General features: G+C 42.4%; 24 protein-coding genes. 17 read left to right on the top strand and 7 right to left on the bottom strand.

Annotated elements, in window-relative coordinates:
• The first annotated feature begins 164 nt into the window (after nt 1-164).
• The 7 genes from AB5Z52_RS00930 (at nt 165) to AB5Z52_RS00900 (ending at nt 7,980) form a co-directional block, all read left to right on the top strand.
• Complete coding sequence (locus AB5Z52_RS00930) at nt 165-1,583, top strand: APC family permease (protein ID WP_288551437.1); 1,419 nt, start codon at nt 165-167, stop codon at nt 1,581-1,583.
• A complete protein-coding gene (gene aguA / locus AB5Z52_RS00925; protein WP_288551436.1) occupies nt 1,537-2,634 on the top strand; it encodes an agmatine deiminase in 1,098 nt (365 codons plus the stop codon). Before AB5Z52_RS00930 ends, aguA begins: the two co-directional genes overlap by 47 nt.
• A 10-nt stretch (nt 2,635-2,644) precedes the next feature.
• Nucleotides 2,645-3,574 carry a carbamate kinase gene (gene arcC / locus AB5Z52_RS00920; protein ID WP_142434569.1) on the top strand — a complete coding sequence of 310 codons (930 nt, stop codon included), beginning with the start codon at nt 2,645-2,647 and terminating at the stop codon, nt 3,572-3,574.
• Nucleotides 3,575-3,779: 205 nt separating this feature from the next.
• Nucleotides 3,780-5,138 (top strand): guanine deaminase, encoded by a 1,359-nt coding sequence (guaD, locus tag AB5Z52_RS00915; protein ID WP_160805928.1) that lies wholly within the window; start codon nt 3,780-3,782, stop codon nt 5,136-5,138.
• The gene (locus AB5Z52_RS00910) at nt 5,128-6,471 is read left to right on the top strand and encodes a uracil-xanthine permease family protein (protein WP_003125633.1); all 1,344 of its coding nucleotides are present in this window, start codon (nt 5,128-5,130) and stop codon (nt 6,469-6,471) included. Before guaD ends, AB5Z52_RS00910 begins: the two co-directional genes overlap by 11 nt.
• Nucleotides 6,472-6,856: 385 nt before the next feature.
• Nucleotides 6,857-7,456: a LysM peptidoglycan-binding domain-containing protein gene (locus AB5Z52_RS00905; protein ID WP_005470564.1), complete on the top strand. Its 600-nt coding sequence runs from the start codon at nt 6,857-6,859 to the stop codon at nt 7,454-7,456.
• A 140-nt stretch (nt 7,457-7,596) separates the two neighbouring features.
• Complete coding sequence (locus AB5Z52_RS00900) at nt 7,597-7,980, top strand: MmcQ/YjbR family DNA-binding protein (protein WP_288551435.1); 384 nt, start codon at nt 7,597-7,599, stop codon at nt 7,978-7,980.
• Nucleotides 7,981-8,066: 86 nt separating this feature from the next.
• Here the strand turns inward: AB5Z52_RS00900 and AB5Z52_RS00895 are convergent, their stop codons facing one another.
• Nucleotides 8,067-8,723: a TetR/AcrR family transcriptional regulator C-terminal domain-containing protein gene (locus AB5Z52_RS00895; RefSeq protein ID WP_288551434.1), complete on the bottom strand. Its 657-nt coding sequence runs from the start codon at nt 8,721-8,723 to the stop codon at nt 8,067-8,069.
• 116 nt (nt 8,724-8,839) lie between these two features.
• On the opposite strand from AB5Z52_RS00895, the gene AB5Z52_RS00890 reads away from it, so the two are divergent.
• Both AB5Z52_RS00890 and AB5Z52_RS00885 read left to right on the top strand, forming a co-directional pair.
• Entirely contained in the window at nt 8,840-10,549 is a 1,710-nt protein-coding gene (locus tag AB5Z52_RS00890; RefSeq protein ID WP_005470568.1) for an ABC transporter ATP-binding protein, read from the top strand.
• A 2-nt stretch (nt 10,550-10,551) separates the two neighbouring features.
• The gene (locus AB5Z52_RS00885) at nt 10,552-12,321 is read left to right on the top strand and encodes an ABC transporter ATP-binding protein (protein WP_003125639.1); all 1,770 of its coding nucleotides are present in this window, start codon (nt 10,552-10,554) and stop codon (nt 12,319-12,321) included.
• 85 nt (nt 12,322-12,406) lie between these two features.
• On the opposite strand, the gene AB5Z52_RS00880 is transcribed toward AB5Z52_RS00885, so the two are convergent.
• From AB5Z52_RS00880 to AB5Z52_RS00870, 3 genes are read right to left on the bottom strand one after another with little or no spacing between them, the layout of a single operon-like run.
• The gene (locus AB5Z52_RS00880) at nt 12,407-12,697 is read right to left on the bottom strand and encodes a rhodanese-like domain-containing protein (RefSeq protein WP_003125640.1); all 291 of its coding nucleotides are present in this window, start codon (nt 12,695-12,697) and stop codon (nt 12,407-12,409) included.
• Entirely contained in the window at nt 12,672-14,336 is a 1,665-nt protein-coding gene (locus AB5Z52_RS00875; protein WP_005470570.1) for an FAD-dependent oxidoreductase, read from the bottom strand. Before AB5Z52_RS00875 ends, AB5Z52_RS00880 begins: the two co-directional genes overlap by 26 nt.
• Before the next feature lies 1 nt (nt 14,337).
• Nucleotides 14,338-14,649 carry a rhodanese-like domain-containing protein gene (locus AB5Z52_RS00870; RefSeq protein ID WP_003125644.1) on the bottom strand — a complete coding sequence of 104 codons (312 nt, stop codon included), beginning with the start codon at nt 14,647-14,649 and terminating at the stop codon, nt 14,338-14,340.
• A gap of 152 nt (nt 14,650-14,801) precedes the next feature.
• On the opposite strand from AB5Z52_RS00870, the gene AB5Z52_RS00865 reads away from it, so the two are divergent.
• Nucleotides 14,802-15,071, top strand: a complete 270-nt coding sequence (locus AB5Z52_RS00865; RefSeq protein WP_003125645.1) for a metal-sensitive transcriptional regulator — start codon at nt 14,802-14,804, stop codon at nt 15,069-15,071.
• A 276-nt stretch (nt 15,072-15,347) separates the two neighbouring features.
• Here AB5Z52_RS00865 and AB5Z52_RS00860 read toward each other — a convergent pair whose 3' ends face one another.
• Nucleotides 15,348-16,136 carry an L-threonylcarbamoyladenylate synthase gene (locus tag AB5Z52_RS00860; protein ID WP_003125646.1) on the bottom strand — a complete coding sequence of 263 codons (789 nt, stop codon included), beginning with the start codon at nt 16,134-16,136 and terminating at the stop codon, nt 15,348-15,350.
• A gap of 395 nt (nt 16,137-16,531) precedes the next feature.
• Here AB5Z52_RS00860 and AB5Z52_RS00855 point away from each other — a divergent pair, with 395 nt between their 5' ends.
• The 6 genes from AB5Z52_RS00855 to AB5Z52_RS00830 all read left to right on the top strand — a co-directional run bounded on the left by AB5Z52_RS00855 (nt 16,532) and on the right by AB5Z52_RS00830 (nt 21,317).
• Entirely contained in the window at nt 16,532-17,368 is an 837-nt protein-coding gene (locus AB5Z52_RS00855; protein WP_003125648.1) for a YitT family protein, read from the top strand.
• Between the two features lie 264 nt (nt 17,369-17,632).
• On the top strand, nt 17,633-18,310 hold the full coding sequence (locus tag AB5Z52_RS00850) for a L,D-transpeptidase (RefSeq protein WP_005470576.1): 678 nt from the start codon (nt 17,633-17,635) through the stop codon (nt 18,308-18,310).
• Nucleotides 18,311-18,482: 172 nt separating this feature from the next.
• Nucleotides 18,483-18,662 (top strand): hypothetical protein, encoded by a 180-nt coding sequence (locus tag AB5Z52_RS00845; RefSeq protein WP_353939393.1) that lies wholly within the window; start codon nt 18,483-18,485, stop codon nt 18,660-18,662.
• A 121-nt stretch (nt 18,663-18,783) separates the two neighbouring features.
• Nucleotides 18,784-19,185: a VOC family protein gene (locus AB5Z52_RS00840; protein ID WP_288551432.1), complete on the top strand. Its 402-nt coding sequence runs from the start codon at nt 18,784-18,786 to the stop codon at nt 19,183-19,185.
• Between the two features lie 315 nt (nt 19,186-19,500).
• Complete coding sequence (locus AB5Z52_RS00835) at nt 19,501-20,010, top strand: hypothetical protein (protein ID WP_005470580.1); 510 nt, start codon at nt 19,501-19,503, stop codon at nt 20,008-20,010.
• Nucleotides 20,007-21,317 carry a glycosyltransferase gene (locus AB5Z52_RS00830; RefSeq protein WP_288551431.1) on the top strand — a complete coding sequence of 437 codons (1,311 nt, stop codon included), beginning with the start codon at nt 20,007-20,009 and terminating at the stop codon, nt 21,315-21,317. The genes AB5Z52_RS00835 and AB5Z52_RS00830 overlap by 4 nt, the downstream gene beginning before the upstream one ends.
• A 76-nt stretch (nt 21,318-21,393) precedes the next feature.
• Here AB5Z52_RS00830 and AB5Z52_RS00825 read toward each other — a convergent pair whose 3' ends face one another.
• Together AB5Z52_RS00825 and AB5Z52_RS00820 are read right to left on the bottom strand one after the other, a co-directional pair.
• On the bottom strand, nt 21,394-22,164 hold the full coding sequence (locus tag AB5Z52_RS00825; RefSeq protein ID WP_086269026.1) for an ABC transporter permease: 771 nt from the start codon (nt 22,162-22,164) through the stop codon (nt 21,394-21,396).
• The gene (locus tag AB5Z52_RS00820; RefSeq protein ID WP_003125657.1) at nt 22,157-23,092 is read right to left on the bottom strand and encodes an ABC transporter ATP-binding protein; all 936 of its coding nucleotides are present in this window, start codon (nt 23,090-23,092) and stop codon (nt 22,157-22,159) included. The genes AB5Z52_RS00825 and AB5Z52_RS00820 overlap by 8 nt, the downstream gene beginning before the upstream one ends.
• A 360-nt stretch (nt 23,093-23,452) precedes the next feature.
• On the opposite strand from AB5Z52_RS00820, the gene AB5Z52_RS00815 reads away from it, so the two are divergent.
• Nucleotides 23,453-24,154 carry a YcjF family protein gene (locus tag AB5Z52_RS00815; RefSeq protein ID WP_034704047.1) on the top strand — a complete coding sequence of 234 codons (702 nt, stop codon included), beginning with the start codon at nt 23,453-23,455 and terminating at the stop codon, nt 24,152-24,154.
• Nucleotides 24,155-24,296 lie beyond the last annotated feature (142 nt).

The raw sequence follows: 24,296 nt of genomic DNA, 5'->3' as shown, positions 1-24,296 counted from the left end.
GGGGCCAACGAACTGCGAATCGATTCTTTTGAGCGGAAGCTCGTTCTAATAATGTCGCAGCTTATGTGCTGAACTGGGATTCACGAGAGAGAAATCCGCTAGTTGCAAGAATCCTTCAATCGTTGGTCAACCCTTATTCCCTTGTACCGGAAAGGAAGAAAACAATGGGAGAAAAGAAAAAATTTAGTTTGATGAGTGCTATCTTATCGGTTATTTGTGTTGTATTTGTGGCAGAAGCGGCTGCACCGGTAGCAGCAATCGGAAATTCACAGTTTTTTTGGTGGATCTTTCTATTGGTTGCGTTCCTTTTGCCCTATGGGTTAATCTCATCAGAATTAGGAACAACGTATATTGGTGATGGTGGTATTTATGATTGGGTGACACAAGCTTTCGGTCATCGCTGGGGTTCTCGGGTTTCTTGGTACTACTGGATCAATTATCCATTATGGTTAGCCTCTCTAGCCGTAGTCTGTCCTGACTTGTTGACGACTATCACAGGTCGTGAATTTTCCACGGTGGCTGCTATCGTGATCGAACTGATTTTTATATGGGTCATCGTTTGGATCAGTTTTTATCCGGTCAGTGACAGTGTGTGGATTTTGAATGGGGCAGCAGTGATCAAGATGCTGTTAGCAATCTTGATTGGTGGCTTAGGTCTCTATACGGCCCTTACCAAAGGTGTTGCGAATGAGTTCACTCTTTCTTCGATGCTGCCAAGCTTCAATTTGAATAGTTTGTCTTTTATCTCGGTAATCATTTTTAACTTATTAGGATTCGAAGTGATTTGTACATTTGCAAGTGACATGGAAAACCCTAAGAAGCAAATTCCTCAATCGATCATTGCCGGTGGACTGGTGATTGCCGCCATTTACATTTTTTCTGCTTTCGGGATCGGTGTAGCGATTCCTACGGATCAAATCAGTACCGGCAGTGGATTGATGGATAGTTTTAAATTATTGACAGGATCAACAGGCGGCTGGTTCATTATTTCGATGGCCTTTTTGTTCTTGCTGACATTGTTTGGCAACATGATTTCTTGGTCGTTAGGGGTCAATAATACTGCTTGCTATGCGGCCGAAAATGGCGATATGCCGAAAGTATTTGCCAAACGCAGCAAAAAAAATGGCATGCCTACTGGTGCGGCGATTATGAATGGTATCGTTGCTTCTATCGTCGTCGTCATCGCCCCAATTTTACCAAATCAAGATTTATTCTGGGCATTTTTCTCACTGAACCTAGTAATGTTCCTACTATCGTATGTCCCTGTGTTTCCTGCGTTTTATAAATTACGTAAAATTGATACAGACACACCTCGACCTTTCAAGGTGAGCGGCAGCGATTTGTTCTTGAAGGTATTAGTCGCACTACCGATGATCATGATCGTGATCTCATTGATTTTCACAGCGCTTCCTTTGCAATTTGACGCTGAATCACTGAGTCAGCAATTACCAATCACGATTGGAGCAATTGTATTTGCCCTCGTTGGTGAAGCCATTATCTGGATCAAAAAAATCAAAAAAGAAGGAGTGCTGTATCATGGCGAAACGAATCGAAAAGACCACACCGAAACAAGACGGGTTTAGAATGCCCGGAGAGTTTGAACCACAAGAGAAAGTATGGATGATTTGGCCAGAGCGCCCGGATAACTGGCGTGATGGGGCCAAACCAGCTCAAGAAGCATTTGCTGAAGTCGCAAAAGCGATCAGCAAATTCACGCCAATGAATGTGGTCGTGTCGCAACAACAATATCAAAACTGCCGTCGTCAATTGCCTGCAGACATCACTGTCTATGAAATGTCCAATAACGATGCATGGATTCGTGACTGTGGTCCTAGCTTTGTCATCAACGACAAAGGCGAATTACGAGGCAATGACTGGGGATTTAATGCTTGGGGCGGATTAGTCGATGGCTTGTATTTTCCTTGGGATCAAGATGATTTAGTTGCTCAAAAGATCTGTGAGATCGAGCAAGTGGATTCTTATCGGACGGAAGGGTTTATTTTAGAAGGGGGATCCTTCCATGTCGATGGGGAAGGCACTGTGTTAACGACGGAGATGTGTTTGTTGAGTAATGGCCGGAACCCCCATATGACAAAAGCAGAAATCGAACAAAAATTATGCGACTACTTGAACTGTGAGAAGGTCCTTTGGTTAGCTGACGGGATCGATCCGGAAGAAACCAATGGACATGTGGATGACGTGGCATGTTTTGTACGTCCTGGAGAAGTGGCTTGTATCTATACTGAAGATAAAAACAGCCCATTTTATGAAGCGGCTCAAGCTGCATACAAGCGTTTGAATGAAATGACCGATGCCAAAGGCCGCAAATTAAAAGTTCATAAGCTTTGCTGCCCAGTAGAAAATGTCACGATCAATGGGGATTTCAAGATTGATTACGTAGAAGGAACCATGCCGCGAGAAGATGGCGACATTTGTATTGCTTCTTATATGAACTTTCTAATTACAAACAACGGTGTGATCGTTCCTCAATACGGAGACGAAAATGATGCGCGGGCACTTGAAGAAATAGCAGAGATTTTCCCAGATAAAGAAGTTGTGGGCGTAAATACAGTTGAGATCGTATACGGTGGCGGGAATATTCACTGTATCACGCAACAACAACCGCAAAGATAGGAGGAGACGTATGTCAAAAATTGTCATCGCTTTAGGCGGAAATGCTTTAGGCGACTCTGCGCACGAACAATTGACCAAAGCCCAAGTGGCAGCAAAATCGATTGCTGATCTAATCAGTGACGGCCATCACGTGGTGATTGCTCACGGGAATGGTCCTCAAGTTGGCAAAATTCGCTTAGCATTTGAGGAAACCAGCAAAACGCAAGAAGACGTCATGCCATTTCCTGAATGCACAGCTATGAGTCAAGGGTACATCGGTTACCATTTGCAACAAGCGATTGATGAAGAGCTTGTTTCTCGCGGATTGGCACATATTCCGGTCGTTTCCATGTTGACGCAAGTGGTGGTCGATCCAGCTGATCCAGCTTTTACGAATCCAACGAAACCAATCGGTGGCTACTATAGTGAAGCTAAGGCTCAGCAATTAATGACTGAAAGCGGCGACACTTATATAGAAGATGCAGGCCGAGGTTGGCGTCGGGTCGTTCCTTCTCCTAAACCAGTGGACATTTATGAAAAAATCAGTCTAAAAACATTAGTAGATGCAGGTCAAGTGGTGATTGCATGTGGCGGAGGCGGCATACCAGTGGTTTATGAAGGCACTCGCTATAAAGGAGTTGACGCGGTGATTGACAAAGACTTTGCTGCAGCCAAGATGGCGGCACTGATCGATGCGGATATCTTTATTATCTTAACCGCTGTTGACCAAGTCTTTGTCAACTATGGTCAACCAGATCAACGAGGATTGACAACAGCCACTGTCGCTGAAATGCAAACGTACATTGACCGAAATCAATTTGCACCTGGTAGTATGTTGCCAAAAGTGGAAGCAGCGATCGCATTTGCTGCTTCCAAGGATGGGCGTCAAGCAGTGATCGCTTCATTGGAAAAAGCGGCGGAAACTTTAGCTGGCAATAGTGGTACGACAATTCAGCTTTAAGTGAAGGAAAGACATTTGGTGAACACACCAAATGTCTTTTTTTTGCCTTAAAAACGAACATTAGATTCTTTTTGTCAGGATTAATGTACGGTTTTTATTGAAAAAAATCCGAATGAATGTAAAATAAAACCATTGATGCTTATTTTAATGAAAACTGCTAATGTCAAAGCAGCAGTCTGATGCAGTTTGTTAAAGGAGAAAACTTATGTCAATAACAAAATATTTTAAAGGTTCTGTATTTCATACACCCACAGATGGCGTGCTGGAATACTTAGAGGATGTCCTCATTTGCGTGGATGCTGAAGGGATGATCAAAAGGGTGGTCACAACAGAACAATCAGACTATCCAGAAATGCTGGCAGCTGCCAAACAAGGAATGCTAGTTGAATTGCAGAAGGGACAGTATTTTTTACCGGGATTCGTCGACTTGCACGTTCATGCACCCCAATGGCCGCAAGCAGGAGTTGCATTGGATGAGCCGTTGAATGTATGGCTAGATGAGTGTACCTTCCCGTTGGAAGCAAAATACGCGGACTCAAGTTTTGCTTCAGAAGTGTACCAAGATTTAGTTGCGCAACTACTGGCTCGAGGAACAACGACGGTTCTTTATTTTGCGACCGTTCATTTGGAAGCAAGTTTACAATTAGCCAAGATTTGTGCTGAGAAGGGTCAACGAGGGCTAGTGGGGAAAGTAGTCATGGATGATCCCGACGCGAACCCAGATTTTTATCGAGATGCCTCAACTGCTACGGCACTAGCAGAGACCGAAACCTTCATTAAAGAAGTCCAAAAGTTGGCAAAAACGACACGTCAAGGAGTCTATCCAGTAGTGACACCACGATTCGTCCCAAGCTGCACGGATGAAGGTCTGGCTGGGTTAGGACAACTCGCACAAAAATACGATGTCCATGTACAATCCCATTGCAGTGAAGGCCAATGGGAACACGATCACGTCTTGGAACGATTTGGTAAAACCGACACAGAAGTCTTGCGGGATTTTGGCTTACTGGGAGAAAAAGCTGTGATGGCTCATTGTAATTTTATCGATGAAAAAGATGGTGAGATCTTTGTGGAAACAGGGACTGCTGTTGCTCACTGCCCGATTTCCAATGCGTACTTTGCCAATGGTGTGATCCCTATCAATCGGCTTAAAGAACAAGGCGTAACGATTGGACTAGGCACAGATATCTCCGGCGGCTTTTCTCCAAGTTTGTATGACAATATCAAGCAAGCTGTTATGTCTTCCCGCATGTTAGAAGACGGTGTGGATGTTACATTGCCCCAAACGAATCGAGGTGTTGCGAATGCGCGTATCTCAGTCATCGACGCTTTTTCATTGGCGACAAAAGGAGGGGGCGAAGCGCTACGACTACCGATTGGTCTTATCAAGGAAGGCTACGCTTGCGACCTTCAAGTGATCGATACTTGTTATTCTGGTAATCCATTGCCAGCTTTTGGTGTACTGAACCAACCGAAAGAACAATTACAAAAGATTTTGTATCTAGCAACGGCTGAAAACATTCGTCAGGTCTGGGTGCAAGGAAAAAAAGTACATGAAAAATGAGGAGATTGATACTGTGGAAACCAGAAGTAATCGTTTAACGATCGGAATGAATGAAGATATACCTTTAGGACAAGCCATTGTTCTTGGCTTACAACACGTGTTGGCAATGGATGTGTATGTCCCACCCTTTATTATTGCAACTGCTGTTGCCATGAGCTCGTCGGATGCAGCCGGGCTGATCCAATCCACCTTTTTAGGTGCTGGGATTGCTTCGCTGATCCAAGTTCTCTTTTTCTTGAAATTGCCCGTCTGTCAAGGGCCGTCCTTTGTACCAGTAGGCGCAATCATTGGTATCTATTTTGGAGCGCAAGGTATGGATACTGTCTTAGGAGCTAGTATTGTCGGGGCATTGGCTGTTATTCTTTTAGGGATGACAGGGATCTATAAGTATATTGTCCGCAACTTTATTCCCACGATCGTCAGTGGCACGATTATCATGATCGTTGGACTGACATTGTTACCTACAGCTTTTACCAGCAACATTTATCCAGCTACTGAGACATTATCGGCTAATCAGAACATGTTTTTGGCTGCAGTGACAGCAGCAATTTTGATTTTATTCTCGATGTTAGGTGATTACTTCCCTCGTTTAGGTAAATATTTCCGGATTAGCTCGGTGATTATTGCCTTAATGATCGGGACGCTGATTGCTTGGTTCATGGGCGGCGTAGGCTTCCAGTCTGTTGCGGATGCTTCATTTTTCAGTTTGCCGAAACTTATTTTCGTCAATTATGGTCTTCATTTTGATGTTTCAGCTATTTTGACGATGCTGGTGATTTATATGGTATTACTAGCAGAAACAACAGGAACTTGGTATGCCGTCAGCTCTGTCACTGAGGAAGCTGTGACAGATGAACAAATCAATAAAGGTGTCATTGGTGAAGGAATCGGTTGCCTGGTGGCTGCTTTAGTAGGAACGACACCAGTGACGGGGTATTCAACAAATGCCGGTATCATTTCCATTACTGGGGTTGCCAGTAAAAAAGTCTTTGTGATGGCTTCCTGCTGGTTCATCCTCTTGTCATTTGTCGGCAAGTTATCAGCGTTGATCCATGCCGTACCTTCAGCGGTAATCGGTGGTGTCTTCGCAGTTGTCTGTGTGATCATTTTGCTTAGCGGCTTTCGAGTGATCAAGAATGAAGAGTTTTCTGAACGTGAACTCTATATTATTGGTGTTCCGCTAATCTTAGCGATCGGTCTTTTGTTCATGCCGGCTGAGATCAAACAAGAAACTCCGCAATTTCTACAATACTTATTGGATTCACCGATTGCGTTAAGTGCGATTGCTGCTATTGTGATGAATAAGTTGATTCCAGTGAAAAAAACGGTTTGATAAAGTGTCAGCGAAAGATGCTGCAGCAAGTGAACGCCTGCTCCAATCGATGCAACAAGCATTCATGGAAACGCGCTGTTCAGCTGCAGCTTTTTTTGTTACGACTGTGTGTAAATTCATCCAATTTGTAACAATTCACAAATAAAAAAGAGGGGATTCACTTTTATTGAAATAAAATAACTAATTTATATTTTTATGTTGATAATCGTTGTTGATTCAAAAGGAATTACGCGACGCTTACGAAACGTAAGGAACTCGACGCATTCGTAATCATCTGTAACGAGATTTTCACCTATGAAATATTCTCTGGTGTTAGACTAGTCTATGCGTTGGAGATTTCTCCTGCGATAGACTATAAACGCTACAAGATGAGGAGAATTATTTTATGAAGTCATTGAAAACTGTTTTGCTTAGTACAGCTGTCCTTGCAGGTCTGGGTGTGTTTCTAGGTGGACAAGATGCGTTTGCTGATGAAGAATACACGGTGCAATCTGGGGATACACTATCTACGATTGCCTATAACTATTTTGGCACCTCAGAAGCCGTTGATAAAATTGTTGAAGCAAACGGCATTACGAACAAAAACTTGATCTATGTTGGTGAAACACTGGTCTTACCAACAGACGATGCCAGCTATACAATTGAACGTTCTTCAGCAGCTGCAGAATCATCAGTCACTTATGAAGAACCAGCTTCACAACCTGCCAGCAGCCAACAAACAAGCCCAAGCTCATCTGCATCAAGCAGTTCTGCAGCAACAGGCTCAGAAGCTTCAGCTAAAGAATGGATCGCGAACAAAGAATCTGGCGGTTCTTATACAGCAACAAATGGCCAATACTATGGACGTTATCAGTTGACTAACTCTTACTTGAATGGGGACTATTCAGCGGCCAATCAAGAAAAAGTAGCCGATAATTATGTTGCTTCACGTTATGGTTCATGGTCTGCAGCAAAAGCATTCTGGGAAGCTAACGGTTGGTATTAATCAAGCCAAACATTCATACGTATCACAGACTCGCTTAGCGGGTCTGTTTTTTTATCTAAATCAACAGTTTGCTTATGAAAGAAACCCTCTAAGATATGGTACACTAAAGAAAAAATCAGTTTCAAACCGGAGGGATGGCAATGAATAATCAGATCCAACAACGAATCGATCGCCTGAAAAGTTACGGTCAGTCATTGGCAGGTGCTAATGTGGCCTATCGTGAGGATTGGGGGACGATTTATTTTGGTCTAATCGGCAAACAGCTTGGTATGATGAGTCCTGAAGCGAATGATGATGCGATCATTACGTTGAAAAATAAACCGGAAGTCAATGAAGAATTACGTGAACAATACCCTGAGGCGATTATTCCCGGATACTATGCCAATAAAACCCACTGGAATTCTATTCGTCTAGCAGCGGATGAGGTAACAGACGAACAAATTGAACAGTTGATTTTGACCTCTTATGAACTGGTTTATCAGAAATTGACGAAAAAACAAAAAGAAGAACTAACAACGCTTTAAAAAACGCAACAAAAACACCAACGAGCCTCGTGCCTTGAAATCGGAAAGCGATTTAAGGAAACTTAGTGAGATTTGTTGGCGTTTTTTTATTTTAGAGAGGTATTTCGCTTGTTTAAGCCAGCCAGATAAATCGCGATACTCTCCAGAAAAACTTGACGTTCGTCGATTTGTTTGCGTTGTTGGATGCCTTCTGCCATCCCATTTAAATGATTCTCAACAACATAGCTGCGCATAGCAGAGACATGTGCCCGCAATTTTTCATCGCCAGTTACAATTTTTGCTCGTAATTGTTCTTCTTTTTGACGATCGAGTAAGTGTCCCAATAAGAGATGATGCAATGCCTGAACGGTTTGACGGCTTTGGGCAGGAGTGAAGCCGGCTTCGATCAATATAGTGATCATTTGCTCTAAATGCAGCAGTCGGCTAGGATAGGAAGGAATCGTATGAATCTCTAGTTCTGCACCACAGGGATATTGGAGATAGAGATCGTAGTAATTGGCCATAAAGGTTTGCAACTGTTCTTGCCAGCTACCCGCAGGGACATCCGGCAGATCATTTTCCATCGTTTCAGCCATCGCTTGCAACAGCTCTTGTTTATTCGTGAAATACCAATACAATGCCGGTGCTTGAACAGAAAGTACTTTTGCCAATTTGCGCATGGTTAACTGAGAAAGGTCAGATGTTTCCTTTAGGTAGGCAAAAGCCGCATGAATAATTGATTCTTTTGATAACTTTTGTCCCATAAAAAAATCATCCTTTGTTCGCTTGCAACATTTTTCTAAAAATGGTAAATTATTGTCCGGCTTTATTTTACAGTGTTAAATAATGCCTGTCAAACTGTAAAGGAGTGTGTTTTAAGATGGATCTTGTTTTACGCCATGTAAAGAAATACAAAGGCGCTGTCTTCATTGCGCTGGTTTCTGTAGCTGTCATGGTACTGGCTACGTTATGGCAGCCGAAGCTGCTGCAACAAGTATTGGAAGCAATCATTAAAGAAGACGACAATGAAATGAAATCGATTGGGGTCCAATTGATCGGTCTAGCCGTGTTTGGGCTGGTGGCTGGGGTCATCAATACTATTTTCTCTGCCAAAGTAGCGCAAGGAGTCAGTGCGGATATTCGTGAAGAAGCCTTTCGTAAAATCCAAACTTTCTCGTTTGGTAATATCGAGAAATTCTCAGCAGGAAATCTGGTGGTTCGACTGACCAATGACATCACCCAAATCCAAAATTTAGTGATGATCTCCTTGCAGTCGTTGTTTCGGATTCCTTTCTTATTTATTGGTGCCTTTATCTTAGCCATGACCACGATGCCTCAACTTTGGTGGGTAATCGTCGCATTGATCGTTGCAGTAGTGATCATTACTGGTCTTTCTTTTACACAGATGGGCAAACATTTCATGATCATTCAAAATTTGATCGACAAAATCAATAGTGCAGCAAAAGAAAACCTTTTAGGGATTCGTGTGGTGAAATCATTTGTTCAAGAAAAAAATCAATTGAACAGTTTCACGAAAGTCAGCGACGAACTAACAAAACACAACATCATCGTTGGTACGCTTTTCTCTGTGATGATTCCGTCCTTTATGCTGGCAGCCAACTTAGCGGTCGTAGGCGCGATCTTCTTTGTCAGCGACCTTGCAAAAGACGATCCGACATTGATCGGGGGAATCGCTTCTTTCATGAATTATTTGATGCAGATCATGATGGCGATCATTATCGGCGGTATGATGATGATGATGACTTCTCGGGCAGCGGTCTCTCTCAAACGATTGAAAGAAATTCTGGTTACCGAACCAGACTTGTCCTACAAAGATGTTCCACAGCAAGAATTAGCAGGCAGTGTGGCATTCGAGCACGTTTCTTTCCGTTATCCTGGGGATGAGAAAAATGCTTTGACAGACATCAGTTTTTCAATCGCTCCTGGAGAAATGATTGGGATCGTCGGGGCAACTGGTGCAGGGAAATCGACATTAGCTCAATTGATTCCGCGCTTGTTTGATCCAACAGAAGGAACCGTGCGAGTTGGAGGCGTCGATTTACGAGAAGTAAATGAGCAAAGCTTACGTCAAACCGTTTCCTTTGTTCTACAAAAAGCGATTCTTTTCTCCGGAACCATTGCCCAAAATCTGCGCCACGGCAAAAAGAACGCCACTGTCCCTGAAATGACCCATGCAACAGAAATCGCGCAGGCAAGTGAATTCATTCAAAAATTGACGAACCGTTTTGAAGCACCCGTAGCGGAACGAAGCAGTAATTTTTCTGGTGGTCAAAAGCAACGGCTGTCTATTTCACGAGGTGTCATCGGGGAACCAAAAATCTTGATTCTAGATGATAGTACGAGTGCATTGGATGCTCGTTCGGAAAAACTGGTTCGTGAAGCCTTTGAAAAAGAACTGCAAGCTACCACCACGATCATCATTGCACAGAAAATTGCTTCTGTTGTGAATGCGGACCGCATCCTGGTGTTGGATAAAGGTCGTCTGGTTGGAGTAGGTACCCATCAAGAGTTAGCTGCCAACAATCCAATTTATCAGGAAATTTTTGAGACTCAGAAAGGAGCTGAATAACTATGACGGATTTGATCAAAGCAAGCAAGTTTTTTTATCACTATTTAAAACGATACAAACTCTCTTTCTTTTTCATTTTCATTACCGTGATTGCAGCCACTTATCTGCAAGTCCAAGCACCGGTCTATGTGGGGCAAGCCTTTCAGGAATTAGCGAATTATGTTGGTGGATTGATGCAAGGCGTAGATGACAAGTCAAAATTCGTATCTGTCATCTGGAAGTTACTGCTGTTTTACGTATTGGCAAGTGGAGCAAACTTTATTTATAGTATCTTGTTCACGCAAGTGGTGGGGAAATCCACCAATCGGATGCGAATCGGGTTATTCAATAAATTGGAAAAATTGACGATCAAATTTTTTGATTCCCATCAAGATGGTGAAATTTTGAGTCGTTTTACCAGCGATTTGGATAACATTCAAAACAGCTTGAATCAAGCATTGCTGCAAGTATTGACCAATGTGGTATTGATGATCGGGATTTTGATCATGATGTTCCGACAAAATGTCACATTAGCTTGGGCGACGATTGCGTCTACACCAATTGCCATCCTGATTGCAGTCATTGTGATCCAAAAAGCTCGCAAATATGTCGATCTGCAGCAAGATGAAGTAGGAAAACTAAACGGGTACATTGATGAAAAAATCAGCGGCCAACGGATCATCATCACCAACGGTCTTCAAGAAGAAACGATTGATGGATTTTTGCAGCACAACCAAAGTGTTCGGGAAGCCACTTACAAAGGACAAGTATACTCAGGATTGCTTTTCCCAATGATGCAAGGAATGTCGCTGGTCAACACGGCGATCGTGATTTTCTTTGGCGGTTGGTTAGCATTGAATGGGGATTTGGAACGTTCAGTTGCTCTAGGCCTTGTGGTGACTTTCGTTCAATATTCTCAACAATACTATCAACCGTTGATGCAGATTTCTTCTGGTTACAGCATGATTCAATTGGCAATCACTGGCGCCCGTCGTTTGAATGAGATGTTTGATGAACCGGATGAAGAAAAACCGGCAAATGGTGAAAAAATCACTGGTATCAAGCAAGAAGTGGCATTGAATCATGTTGATTTCGGTTATGATAGTGATCGTTTAATCCTTAAAGATGTCACCATCCATGTCAAAAAGGGTGAAATGGTGGCATTGGTAGGACCAACTGGTTCTGGAAAGACAACCATCATGAATCTTTTGAATCGCTTCTATGATGTGACGAATGGCTCAGTAACATTTGATGGTCAGGACATTCGACAGTTAGATTTAGATGCATTGCGGGAGCATGTGGGGATCGTGTTGCAAGATTCGGTACTGTTTTCTGGGACGATTCGGGAAAATATTGCTTTTGGTAAGCCGGATGCCAGTGAGGAAGCGATTATTGCAGCAGCAAAACAGGCCAACATCCATGAATTTATCATGACGTTAGAACAAGGGTATGATACACCAATCACGGAAGAAAACAATCTATTCAGTACCGGGCAAAAGCAGTTGATGAGTATCGCTCGCACGATTTTGACCAATCCATCTTTATTGATTTTGGATGAAGCTACCAGTAATGTTGATACGGTGACGGAAGCAAAGATTCAGCAAGCAATGGATGAAGCCATCAAAGGGCGGACCAGTTTTGTCATCGCCCATCGTCTAAAGACGATTTTGAATGCCGATCGAATCGTTGTCTTGCGGGAGGGGCAAGTCATCGAAGAAGGAAGCCATCAAGAATTATTGGCAGAAAACGGGTTTTATGCCGAACTTTACCACAATCAATTTGTTTTTGAATAGTTAGCTGACGAGTTTAAACCAAAACCCAATGACTGCTACTTGGATCAAAGTAGCGGTCATTGGGTTTTATTTGGTGTAACGTGTTTTAAACGAGTTCACCTGGCCAAGCAGAAGTGCCGCCTAATACATTGATCGCCTTGAACCCTTGCTGGTCCATATAGTGACAGGCTTGCTCTGACCGAGCACCTGAGTGACAAATCACGTAGTAGTCAAGGTCTTTCTCCAAATTGGCAGTAGTGAAGTGAGATAACGGATTATTTTGCGCATTTGGTACATGGCCGCTGATAAATTCATCGACTTCTCTGACATCAATCAGGTGGAACTTCTGTTGTTTGCTTGCTTGATAAAATTCAGGCATTGTGATCGAGCGATACATGAATGATTTCCTCCGGTCTGACGGTTTGATAAAGCGCAAAAGCCCCGTCTAGATTTTTTGCCTCGTAGCCAGATTGTTTGAGAATCCGTTCGGCTAAATAGCTTCGCAGTCCGCTATGACAGCTGACGATATAAGAAGCAGTCGGATCAAGTTCAGTCAGTCGGTCTCGTAATTCATTCAGCGGAATATGCAGGGCGTTTTTGAAGCGGCCAGTCATTTCCGCTGTATTGCGGACATCTAGTAATTGTTTGCCGGCAGCTAATTCTGCAGAAAGTTCATGCCACTGGATTGACTCACTGATCCCTTCGATTAGATTCAATGCCGCATAGCCGATCAGGTTCACTGGATCTTTGGCGGAACCAAAAGGCGGTGCATAACTCAGTTCCAGTTCTGCTAAATCTGCCACCGTCAATCCACTTTTGATGGCTGTGGCTAATACATCCATTCGTTTATCGACGCCACTCTGTCCAACGGCCTGAGCACCATAGAGAGTACCTGTCTCTTTATTAAAAATCAATTTCAATAGCAGATCTTTAGCATCAGGGTAATAGCCAGCATGATCTTTTCCGCTGACATGAATCACAGCTGGCTGCAAGCCCGCAGATACTGCTGCTTTCTCGCTTAATCCGGTCATGGCTGCTGTAAGCCCAAAGACTCGCAGGATAGCAGTTCCAATATTGCCACGGTTTTTCCTCGGCAGACCAGCGATCACGTCTGCGACTTGCCGGCCTTGACGGTTAGCTGGTGAGGCTAAAGAAATCAACGCATCTTCTCCAGTTAATTGTTGTTTCGTGACGATAGCATCTCCGACAGCGTAAATGTCTTTTTGCGACGTTTGGTAGTTTTCGTCTACAAGGATTCCTCCTCGAATACCAGTAGTGATCCCAGCTTCCGCTGCTAATCTTGATTCTGGTTGGACCCCGATAGACAATAATGTCAGGTCTGAGTCCAGTACAGTGTCATCTTCTAACCGAATTTTTTTCCCTTCTTCTTCAAAAGAAACTGCGGATTGGCCCGTAATGACCTTGATTCCCTTCGCTATCAATTCATTTTTGACATAGGCAGCCATTTCTTCATCCATCGAAGGTAAAACCTGCGATGCTTTCTCAACGACGGTTACCTCTAAGCCACGGTTTTTCAGACTTTCTGCCATTTCCAATCCAATAAAGCCGGCACCGACTACGACGGCTTGGCGGGTATGTTGATCGATTTTCTGCAAAATAGCATCCATATCCGGCACGTTTCGTAACTGACGGCAGTTTGTGGCACGGTCTAATCCTGGGATTTTTGGTATGATTGCTTTTGCTCCCGGAGCAAGAATCAACTTGTCATATGATTCTTCATAAGTCTCAGAATCTCGATGGATAGTCACAGTCTTTTGTTCTGGGTGAATAGCCAGTACTTCTTGATTTGGACGAACATCCAAACCAAAACGTGCCTTTAAGGACTCTGGTGTTTGCAGTAGTAATTGATCGCGAGTAGTAATTTCACCTGCGATAAAGTAAGGAAGGCCGCAGTTCGCAAAGGACACATAAGGACCTTTCTCTAGAACAATGATTTCAGCATCTTCCATTAAGCGGCGTAATCGAGTTGCAGCAGACATGCCTCCGGCGACCCCACCGACAATCAGTACTTTCATTTTATTTTCCTCCTTGAATTGGTCCTTGCCATTGATTCATGCCACCGCGAATCGTTGTGGCATCATAGCCCATTTTAATCAATAATTTGGCAGCTTGTTTGCTGCGGACGCCTGATTGACAGATCACATATAACGGTTCTTTTTTTCCTGAATAGTGGGCGATTTTATTTAATGGGACATTGGCGGCATTTCGAATATGCCCACCCCGGTATTCAGAGGGCGTCCGGACATCAATAACTTTCGTTTTTGCAGTTAGTGCTGCGGAAAAATCACGAATAGAGATGGAAGGGACAGAACGAAACAATGAAAACATAGACATTCTCCTTTATATACGGTATGGGGTATATTAAACCCCGTTTTTCTATATTTGTCAATGATTTGATTTGATTAACATTGCGGATACGAATAGAATGTTTGACCGTTATACCATTGTAGGGTATATTCTAATGGGAAAGGAGTGAGACGATGGATAAGACAAGAAGTGATCAAAAAAATGTGCTGAATCGTTTAAAACGTGCCGAAGGGCAGATTCGTGGGGTTCAAAAAATGATCGAAGAAGAGAAGGAATGTATCGATATCATCACTCAGTTAAGTGCGGTACGTTCAAGTATCGATCGTGTGATGGGCATGATTGTTGCAGAGAACTTGAAAGATTGTTTCGAGAATCCAGAAAAAGATCCTCAAGAACAAGCACAGAAGCTGGAACAAGCGATTCAGATGATCATCAAGAAATAGTAGCTCTATTCTTTAGGAAGAGGCTGTTTTCAGGGGACTGACTGATGTAACCAGTAAGCTGAATCATTAAATCTGGAGCGCTATCATGACGATCAAAGAAATGATTTGATCTGTGAAGAGTTGTATTGAAAGGAAAATGCTGTTGTATGCAAGAATTACCCTCAAAAAATTAGGACATCAGCTGTAAGCAGTTCGATCTAAAGTCTCAGCTACGGTCGAAGAGTCGTAGCTAAGGTTAGTTGAATGCTTGGACTGATGTCCTAATCTATGAATTGCTTAGTAGTATTCGCCGTGGCGATAGTCCCAGGAATTGAAGTGATCGGACAAAAACAGTTGGATTTTATCTACAGCTAAACCCTTCCGAATCAATACAGGCGCCGGGGTGATCGATCGCTGAGAGCCTTGATGAGGAATCAATTTGCCAGCAGAATCTACGAAAGAAACCATGACTCCTTGTTCGTAGCGGGTCTCTATCGTTTTATCTGGTTGGATCGAAGCGACATAGTCATTGCTTTCAATGATGAGGTCTGCTTCGTTAGCGATTTGTTCACCAATTCCTTCCACCAGACCACGATTGCCTTTACCAGAAGGATTTGCTGAGCTGGCAAACAATAGCTGTTGCTTTTCCTCCCAAAGAGCTTTAGCGATTTGTTCTCCAGGAACGCCGAATTTGATGACGAAACAACTCGTTTCCCTGGTATCCATCATCAATTCTTGCGATCCGTCAGGAATATATGCTTTTCCAGACTCTTTCCATGGTAAGATCGCGCCAAAAAGAACATCGTTGTCCCAACATTTTTGGTAAACTGCCGCAATTTCATCGTTCCATTCCGCTAATTCTTGTAATTGTTCCAATGAGCTGCATAATACAACTCCTGGCTTATTACGTTTGCGATTTTTGGCAGAAAACTTGCGTTCTAGTCCTTTCTTGTCAGAGACGGCAATAATATAGCCTACTTTAGTGGGGCAAACGATGACTTTGCCTTCTTGCTGGAGCAGTTGGATTGCTGCTTCGTTGGGTTCGCCAGACCAAGTGGTTTGTTTGTTTGTCTTCAAATGGTTCATCCTTCCTCATTTTGTTTATCTCGCCTAAAAATTCAGAAAATTCTGATTTAAAATCGTTAACCTTGATAATAAGGGAATCTCTAAAGAGAGTCAAGTGCAAAAAGATGGAAATGCAGCAGCATTCTGGATGATCATTTTCAGAGAAGGCTGAAAAAAATGCTTCTCTTTTCCAACGATTCTGTGAGAAAATGAACGTCAGAACGCAAGTCAAAAGGTTCCTGAACAACCAAGTTTTGAGCAAATTTTTCTTACCTGTACTTGATCCTATAAGAAAAAAAGTTTCAGTCTTCTGAACAGAAATTTTGTCTCAACTCAGAGATGAGGGTATAGTAAAAGCACAAGTTCTCGGAAAAATGACAGCTTCTATTCGGATGATCAAAGAAAAGAGGAAGACAATGAAGCAATTGATAACTTATAGTAAAATACTCTCTGCACTGGTGATTCTAGCGGTGAGCATCAACATGTTTTTAGGTCCTCATCATATTGCAGCTGGAGGGGTCAGTGGCATTGGAATCTTGATGGAATCTGCTTTGGGCTGGGACCGTGCGCTTGTGATCATGGTTCTGAACAGTGTGATGTTGGTTCTGGCCTATGTTTTTTTGGGGAAAGCGCCTTTCTTCAAGGTGCTGTTCGGCAGCATAGTTTTTCCGTTAGCAATTGCCGTAGTGCCTGAATATATGTTGGCCAGTGATCGTCTGCTGTCTGTTATTTTTGGGAGTGCGATTTTTGCTGCTGGGGTTGCTATTTTATATAAAAATAATTCTTCTAGTGGCGGAACTACGATTCCGCCGCTGATCTTCCAGAAATATTTCCATATCAATCCTTCCATCGGGCTTTTAGCCACAGATGCGGTTGTGGTAACAATGAGTTTACTGGTTTTTGGGTTTGAAGAATTTTTGTTTGCGATTCTTTCGATTGTGATTACTTCGATCGTGATGAATTATATCGAAACCGGGATGGACCGCAAGAAGTCTGTGATGATCATGAGTGAGGAATATCTTGACGAGATTCAAGCGGCCATTGCAACGGCAATTTCTAGAGGGGCAACCTTGTTAGAAGCACAAGGTGTTCATCGAAGAAGTGAGAAACAAGTTTTATTGATCGTTGTCAACGATCAAGAATTTGCTGATATCAAACAATTGATTGAAAGCATTGATCCGCAGGCATTTGTAATTGCCAGCAATGTAGCTGAAGTTTTAGGACGAGGGTTTAGTTACCACCCGATTGAATGAGGCCTGTCCGCATCCGTTTGAAGCGCTGCACGATGTTGTAGGCTGGTTCTACTCTTTCATTTTTAACTGGCTTTTTAGTTACAAAGGCGTTAAACTGCTAATGGATCATTTTATCAAGAGTTTTTTAAGAGACGCTGAAACGAAATCTGCTGTTAACTTGTTTTGTCACTGCTGATTAAAATCACGTTTTAGAAGCAGCTTTGGTAAAATGAACTGGAAATTGTGCCTGAGAGATTTTTCGACGGCTTAGTAAGGATAGAAATAATGAAAGAAAGATACCCTAAAAGAACCATTGGTATGTTTGTGAGTGCTGTGCTGTTATTCATCGTTAGTGCCAGCCTATCACATAACGTAGCCGCTGGTCAGAAGAACCAGTCTACAGAACAGACCAAACAGACCATTCCTAAAAAAGCAACGATCCCTACGAAAAAAAATGCAATTACTAAAAAGGAGAGATCAGGAACGTCTAAATCCTCAGAGGATTCTTCTTCGACAGAAGTAGCCGTCGCAGATTGGCGTCATCCATCTGAGAAGAAAGCCTATCCTGTTTTACAAGAAGGAGATTGGGTCGATGTCTCATTGGCAAACCAGCGGGTGAAGATCATGCGGAAGAATCGAGTGCTTTATACGATGGTTTGCTCTACCGGATCAGGAGGAGACCGAAGAACGCCTACAGGAACTTATTCCATTCAAGCTGAAAGAGGAGAAACTTTTTTTAATGAATCTTCTGGCGAGGGAGCGAACTATTGGGTATCTTGGAAAGATCATGGCGTCTACTTGTTTCATTCGGTGCCGATTGACGCTTCGGGAGATTACATTGAAGAAGAAGCAGAAGAACTAGGACAAAAAGCCAATTCTCATGGGTGTATCCGTTTGACTGTTGCAGATGCAAAATGGTTTTATGAACATGCCCTTTATGGCATGCAAGTTATCGTACATTGAGCGAACAAGCAAATTCGCTAACGATTGAAAGGAGCTGCTTGATAGGTATGAATCCATTTTATGAAGAGGTGTATCGTTTCGTAAAGAAGATTCCGTATGGCAAAGTGGCTTCTTACAGCCAATAGCTTGGGCTTTAGGTCGCTTGAATGGTGCACGAGCTGTAGGACGCGCCATGAAATATTGCCCAGAGTCATTACCAGCCCATCGGGTAGTACGAGCAGACGGCGAGATCGTGGGCTTTACCGCCGTAGAACGAAAGCAGCGGCTGCTAGCAGAAGGGATCGTCTTTAAAACAAACGGAAAAATCGATATGAAACAATGCAGCTGGCATGGAGAAAAGGAGTCATCCTGAAAAATGCCGCTGCATTTTTTGTGAAAATAGCTTCAAATTGATTGTTTTGTATATCTGGATCGGCCCTTTATAATAAAGGAGCAATGACATGTCGCTGGGGTTTGTCAAAGGAGGAAACAGCATGGGAAAGATGGTTTTTATCAATTTGCCTGTTCAAGATATCAAGCGAGCTACTAGTTTTTATGAAGCGTTGGGCTTTAGCAAGAATGAAGAATTTTCGAATGAAACATCAAGTGGAATGATGTGGAATGAGACGATTTGGGTGATGCTGTCAGAATATGCGTTTTATGAACAGTTTTTAAATGGTAGAAAGATTGCGGATACGCAAAAGACGAATGCTGCCTTGCTCGCATTTAGCTTTGATACACCTGAAGGAGCTCGAGACTTTGCTAAAGCGGCTGAAGCCAATGGGGGACAGTCGTTTCAAGTAGAGATGGGGATTCCAGAGGAAGAAATGCTTGGTTTTGAAGTGCTTGATCCGGACGGAAATCAATTAGAATCTGTCTGGATGAAAGGGTACTAAAAAGCAAGATTCGTGGGTGTTCAAAAAAATGGACTTGCCTGATAACTTTTGAAATTGTTGTTAGCGGTTTTCTTTTTAGGAAGTCGAATTAAAAGAATAGGATCACAAGGAAACTGGCGCAAGCTAGTTTCTTTTTCTTTCGAATCGATTCAACTAAAATGTAGGTATACTCGCTTAGACCTAGTCCTACAAGAGGTCAAATATAGCTTTTATTGATTAAGTGTTTTTGTGACCGCTACCAGGGTTGATGCTTCTTTTTAGTAATAAGCGATGTATAGATGGAGAAGAGAGTTACAGCCAAAAGGAGGATGTGGGATGAAAAAAAGAATCACCAGAGAAGAAGTCAGTCAACAGCTGGTTTCAGATTTGTTTTTTGAAAAAGGACATTTAAAGTTAACGTTGTGGCAATCATTTTTGACACTGCTTGCGTGGATTGCTGTGATCGTACCATTCGTTTGGGTCGCTTTCCCGGTTTTCTTTCCGCAAACAGCCGCTCAAATACGATTTAGGACCTATGTGGAGGAAGCCACTATTTTTAGATTGTTAGCATTGTTTTTAGGAATTTCCTTCGTTCTTTTAGTTATTCTTTTTGTTCTGTTGACCGTGAGGAACAATCGGCGTTTTCGCCATACATTGCGGAAAGAAGTCTTGCATGATGAAAGAAAACTTGAACAGCGCAAAGAAGTGTTGGAAGAATTTTTTGATGACCGTTTTGGTCCTGAAGAGATGCGGCATTCTGTTTGTTATTATGAAGTGAAACCGGAACAAAATCTAACGGAAACAGAAATAGTAAAGTTGTATAAAGATAAGGGGGTCTCTCTATGATTGAACAAATCGATACGGGATACCCGATAGTGGATTTCTTCCTTTTTCTATTAGTGGCCATTTTATTTACTTATCCAATCTTAGGCGGCTTTGCTTGGTTCATTGGCGTCCTTTGTCATACGTATTTGTTTAAGCATCAACAGATTGAATGGATCCCCATTCCCGAAGAAGTAGAGCCAATGATCACGACCATGGTCCCTGCCCATAATGAAGAAGTGGTCATTAAAGATACCATTCATTACTTAATGAATAAACTGAATTATACCCGTTACGAAGTGTTAGTCAAAGATGATGGCTCAACGGATCAAACACCAGAAATCCTTAAGCGTTTGCAGCAAACCTACCCTAATCTACGAGTGGTACGCATCCAAAAAAACCAAGGAAAAGCCCATGCCTTTAATATCGGGATCGGTTTTGCTAATGGAGAACTGATTTTGAGTAACGATGCAGATACTGTACCGGAACCCGATGCACTCTGGAAATATGTCAATTACTTTATTCGCCAAGATGCGGTAAATATTTCAGCGATCACTGCAAACATGGACGTTCAGAATCGGACGACGATTGTCAGTAAGTCACAAACTGTTGAATTTTCAAGTATCGTAGGTATTATCAAGCGGACGCAACAAGGCGTGCTAGGTGTTATCTATGCATACAGCGGTGCCAACACGATGTATCGAAAAAATGCTTTGATCGATGTGGGACTCTTCCGCCAAAATCGTGCCACCGAGGATATCAGTATTGCCTGGGATCACCAATTCCAAGGCTGGTTGTCCTTGTTTGCTCCGCGGATCATGTTTTTCATGGAAGTTCCTGAGACCATGAAGATGCTTTATCGCCAACGGAAACGTTGGGCAAAAGGCGGTACAGAAGTCTGGCTGACAAATTTCAAAAAAGTATTCACTCATCCATTTCAAAATATTGGTCGGTCCGTCATGTTTGTGGATCAAACATTGAGTATTATTTGGTCGATCTTCTTTTGGATCTCTTCAGCACTGTTCATCTTTTCTTTTCTTCGTTTTGCATTCGAAGGAAACATTGAACGAATGTATCATATGGTGACAATGGCCTTCCTATTCGTTTGTTTTGAAATGGTTGCTGGGATCATGCAGTTGTTGACTAGTTTATTGGTGGACGATGCTGGCAGAAAAATCAAGTATTTCATTTTTGCACCATTTTATATGCTGATTTATTGGATGGTCAATGCTTTAACGATCGTAACGACCTTCATACCAGCGGTCAAAACAATTTTGGGACACGGCAGCGGTGTTTGGGTCAGTCCCGAAAGACAAGGCAAAAAGAATTAGAAAAAGGCTGTGCCAAGAACTCTCTTAGTTCTTGGCACAGCCTTCCTGTTTTTATTGAAAGATAGCCGTCAGTTTCTTAGCTGCGTAGACCGCGGCCTTTTTCAATTAATTTCCAACAGATACCGTACAAAACAATTATGAATAAAACTAGAATCAGAACAGAGACTAAAATCGGCACATCAGTTGTGCCCAAAAAGCCATAACGGAATCCAGAGATCATATAGACGATTGGATTCACTTTAGAAATAGCTTGCCAAATTGGTGGCAGCATCGAAATGGAATAGAAGACGCCTCCTAAATAAGTCAGTGGCTGTAGGACAAACGTTGGCACGATCGATACATCGTCAAATGATTGGGCAAAGATACCATTTAGCAAACCAGCTAGTGAGAAAAGAATTGCGGTCATCACTAATGTCAGAATAACCATTACCCAAGAAAAAACATGCAAAGGAACAAAAAAGAGAGAAATCACTGTGACCAGCATACCAACAAAAATACTTCTGCCCAAACCACCGAAAACAAATCCCCAAATAATCACATGAGTAGGTACGGGTGCAACTAAAAGTTCCTCAATATTCTTTTGAAACTTCTGAGAAAAGAAAGAAGACGAAACGTTCGCGTAAGAACTGGTGATCGTTGACATCATGATCAGCCCGGGAACGATAAATTCCATGTAGGAGAAGCCGCCCATTTCGCCAATACGGCCGCCAATCATTTTCCCAAAAATAATAAAGTACAACGAAGTCGTTATCACTGGTGGTACGAGTGTTTGGACCCAAATCCGTAAATAGCGGTTGGTTTCTTTGACCGCTAGACTTTTTAATGCTGTAAAATAAAGACTAAACATTTTTTTCCCCCGCTTCATGCTTTTCTTCGGTTAATTTCAAAAAGAGTTCCTCTAAACGATTCGATTTGTTGCGCATGGAAAGAACTTTGATTCCTTGCTTAGTAAATTGCTCAAACAAATCATTAACGCCTTGATTGCGCTCAATCTCGACTGCTAACGTTTGATCATCTTCAAAAGCACTTTTATAGCCGGAGATCACAGGTGGTTTCACATAGGTATCTAAGTCAAAGAGGAATGTCTCAAACTGTAATTTGGACAAAAGGGTCTTCATGCTGGTATCTTCGATCAATTCACCGGATTGAATGATTCCGATGTTGCGGCAGAGCATTTCTGCTTCCTCTAAATAGTGAGTGGTTAGAATAATCGTCGTACCATTTTTATTTAATTTTTGCAAGAAGGCCCACATTTCTCGGCGCAGTTCGATATCTACGCCAGCTGTTGGTTCATCGAGGATTAAGAGTCGCGGCTCGTGCATCAGAGCCCGTGCAATCATCAAACGGCGCTTCATTCCTCCCGAAAGCATTCTGGCCCGAACATCGCGTTTCTCCCATAAATTGGATTGCTTTAGGTATTTTTCGCTACGAGCGATCGCTTCTTTGCGAGGAACGCCGTAGTAGCCCGCTTGATTGACGACGATTTGCTGTACTGTTTCGAAAGGATTGAAATTGAATTCTTGTGGAACTAAGCCGATTTGTTGCTTGACTTGAACCAATTCTTTGTCCAAATCATAACCGAAAACTTTGACACTGCCAGAAGATTTGTTTACTAGTGAAGTAATGATCCCGATGGTTGTTGATTTGCCAGCACCGTTCGGCCCTAAAAGCGCATAGAAGTCACCTTCTTCAACTGTCAAGTTGATACCGCGTAATGCTTCGACGCCGGTCGCATAGACTTTTTTTAGATCTTTTATTTCAAGTGCATAGGTCATTGATTTGTTTTCTCCTTATCAATTGATGATTTGTTGTGGGGATTGGCAGCAGCTGCTGCCTATATGAATAAAACACGCTCGATTAGACACGCTTCTCTGAATAGAGGTTATGACACTTTCATAATACCCAAGAAACAAGTAGTCATTATACCACGGGAGAGACTCTCGTTTAAAGGGGGTATCGTTGGATCGGTCATGTGAGCTTTTTTGTTAGAAAGAAGTTGATTTCTTGTGCTTCCGTTAAGAATTATAACACCTGGAGCGCGGCTTTAGGTGATTTTTGTTTGTTAGTGTATGATGAAAATAAGAGGTTGAGAAAGCAACTAAATCTATGACAACTAATCATTAAAGGTGGTTTTTATGAAATTAAAGAGAAACACTCCCAAAAATAAAAAATCTCAAAAAGAGATTTTGCTGCAACAAGTGGATGAACCAGTGAAAGAATCGGCAGAACAAGAAGAGTTTCAGTCATTCTTTGCAGAAGTTTTAACCAAACTACCAAACAAAACGGCAGGGATCATTCGTCGATCTTTTGAGAAGTCAAAACATACGGCAGAAAAGATCCAAGCAAAAAGCCGTACCCAATTTGATGCCGTCTTCTCTGAATTTTTAATGGGTGTGGATGATGCTACGAAGAAGAAAGCGCATCGAATCATCCATGCCGCTTCTCTGACGGCGGCCATCATTGGTTGTTCACCTATTCCGTTTTCAGATGCGATACTCCTTGTACCTGTTCAAATGACGATGATGGCTAGACTACACAAGTTGTTTGGTCAATCGTGGGTCGAGGGAATCGCAAAAAGCATTTCTAAAGAATTAGTTGTTGTTAGTTTAGGTAGAAGCGCTGTGGGGAATATTATCAAGTTCGTACCGGGGGTCGGTACGATCGCCGGCGCGTCCATTAACGCGGGGGTAGCCAGTGCTATTACTGAATCTTTAGGTTGGGTTACTGTTAAGATGCTGAATGACGGCGAAGATATTTTTGAACAAGCCATGTCCTTTAAAGGCCAATATCACACCTTATTTAAAGCATTAAAAAAAACACGAAGCAAATCATCTTAAAATATATACCGCTCGCAAGAACGTTCGTATAGGATGAGTCCAGAAACATCAACAATAATTTTTTCAGACTGTAGACAAAAGCTGTTCCAAACTCGTAACTCGAGCTTGGAACAGCTTTTTATCTACTTCGTTTCGAATTTTT

Origin of the sequence: Enterococcus sp. RTP21361st1_A6_RTP21361_211029, assembly GCF_040910045.1 — a bacterium.
Classification (GTDB): domain Bacteria; phylum Bacillota; class Bacilli; order Lactobacillales; family Enterococcaceae; genus Enterococcus_D; species Enterococcus_D gallinarum.
The sequence above is the reverse complement of the archived record's forward strand: the minus strand, read 5'-3'. Positions and strand labels throughout refer to the sequence as shown.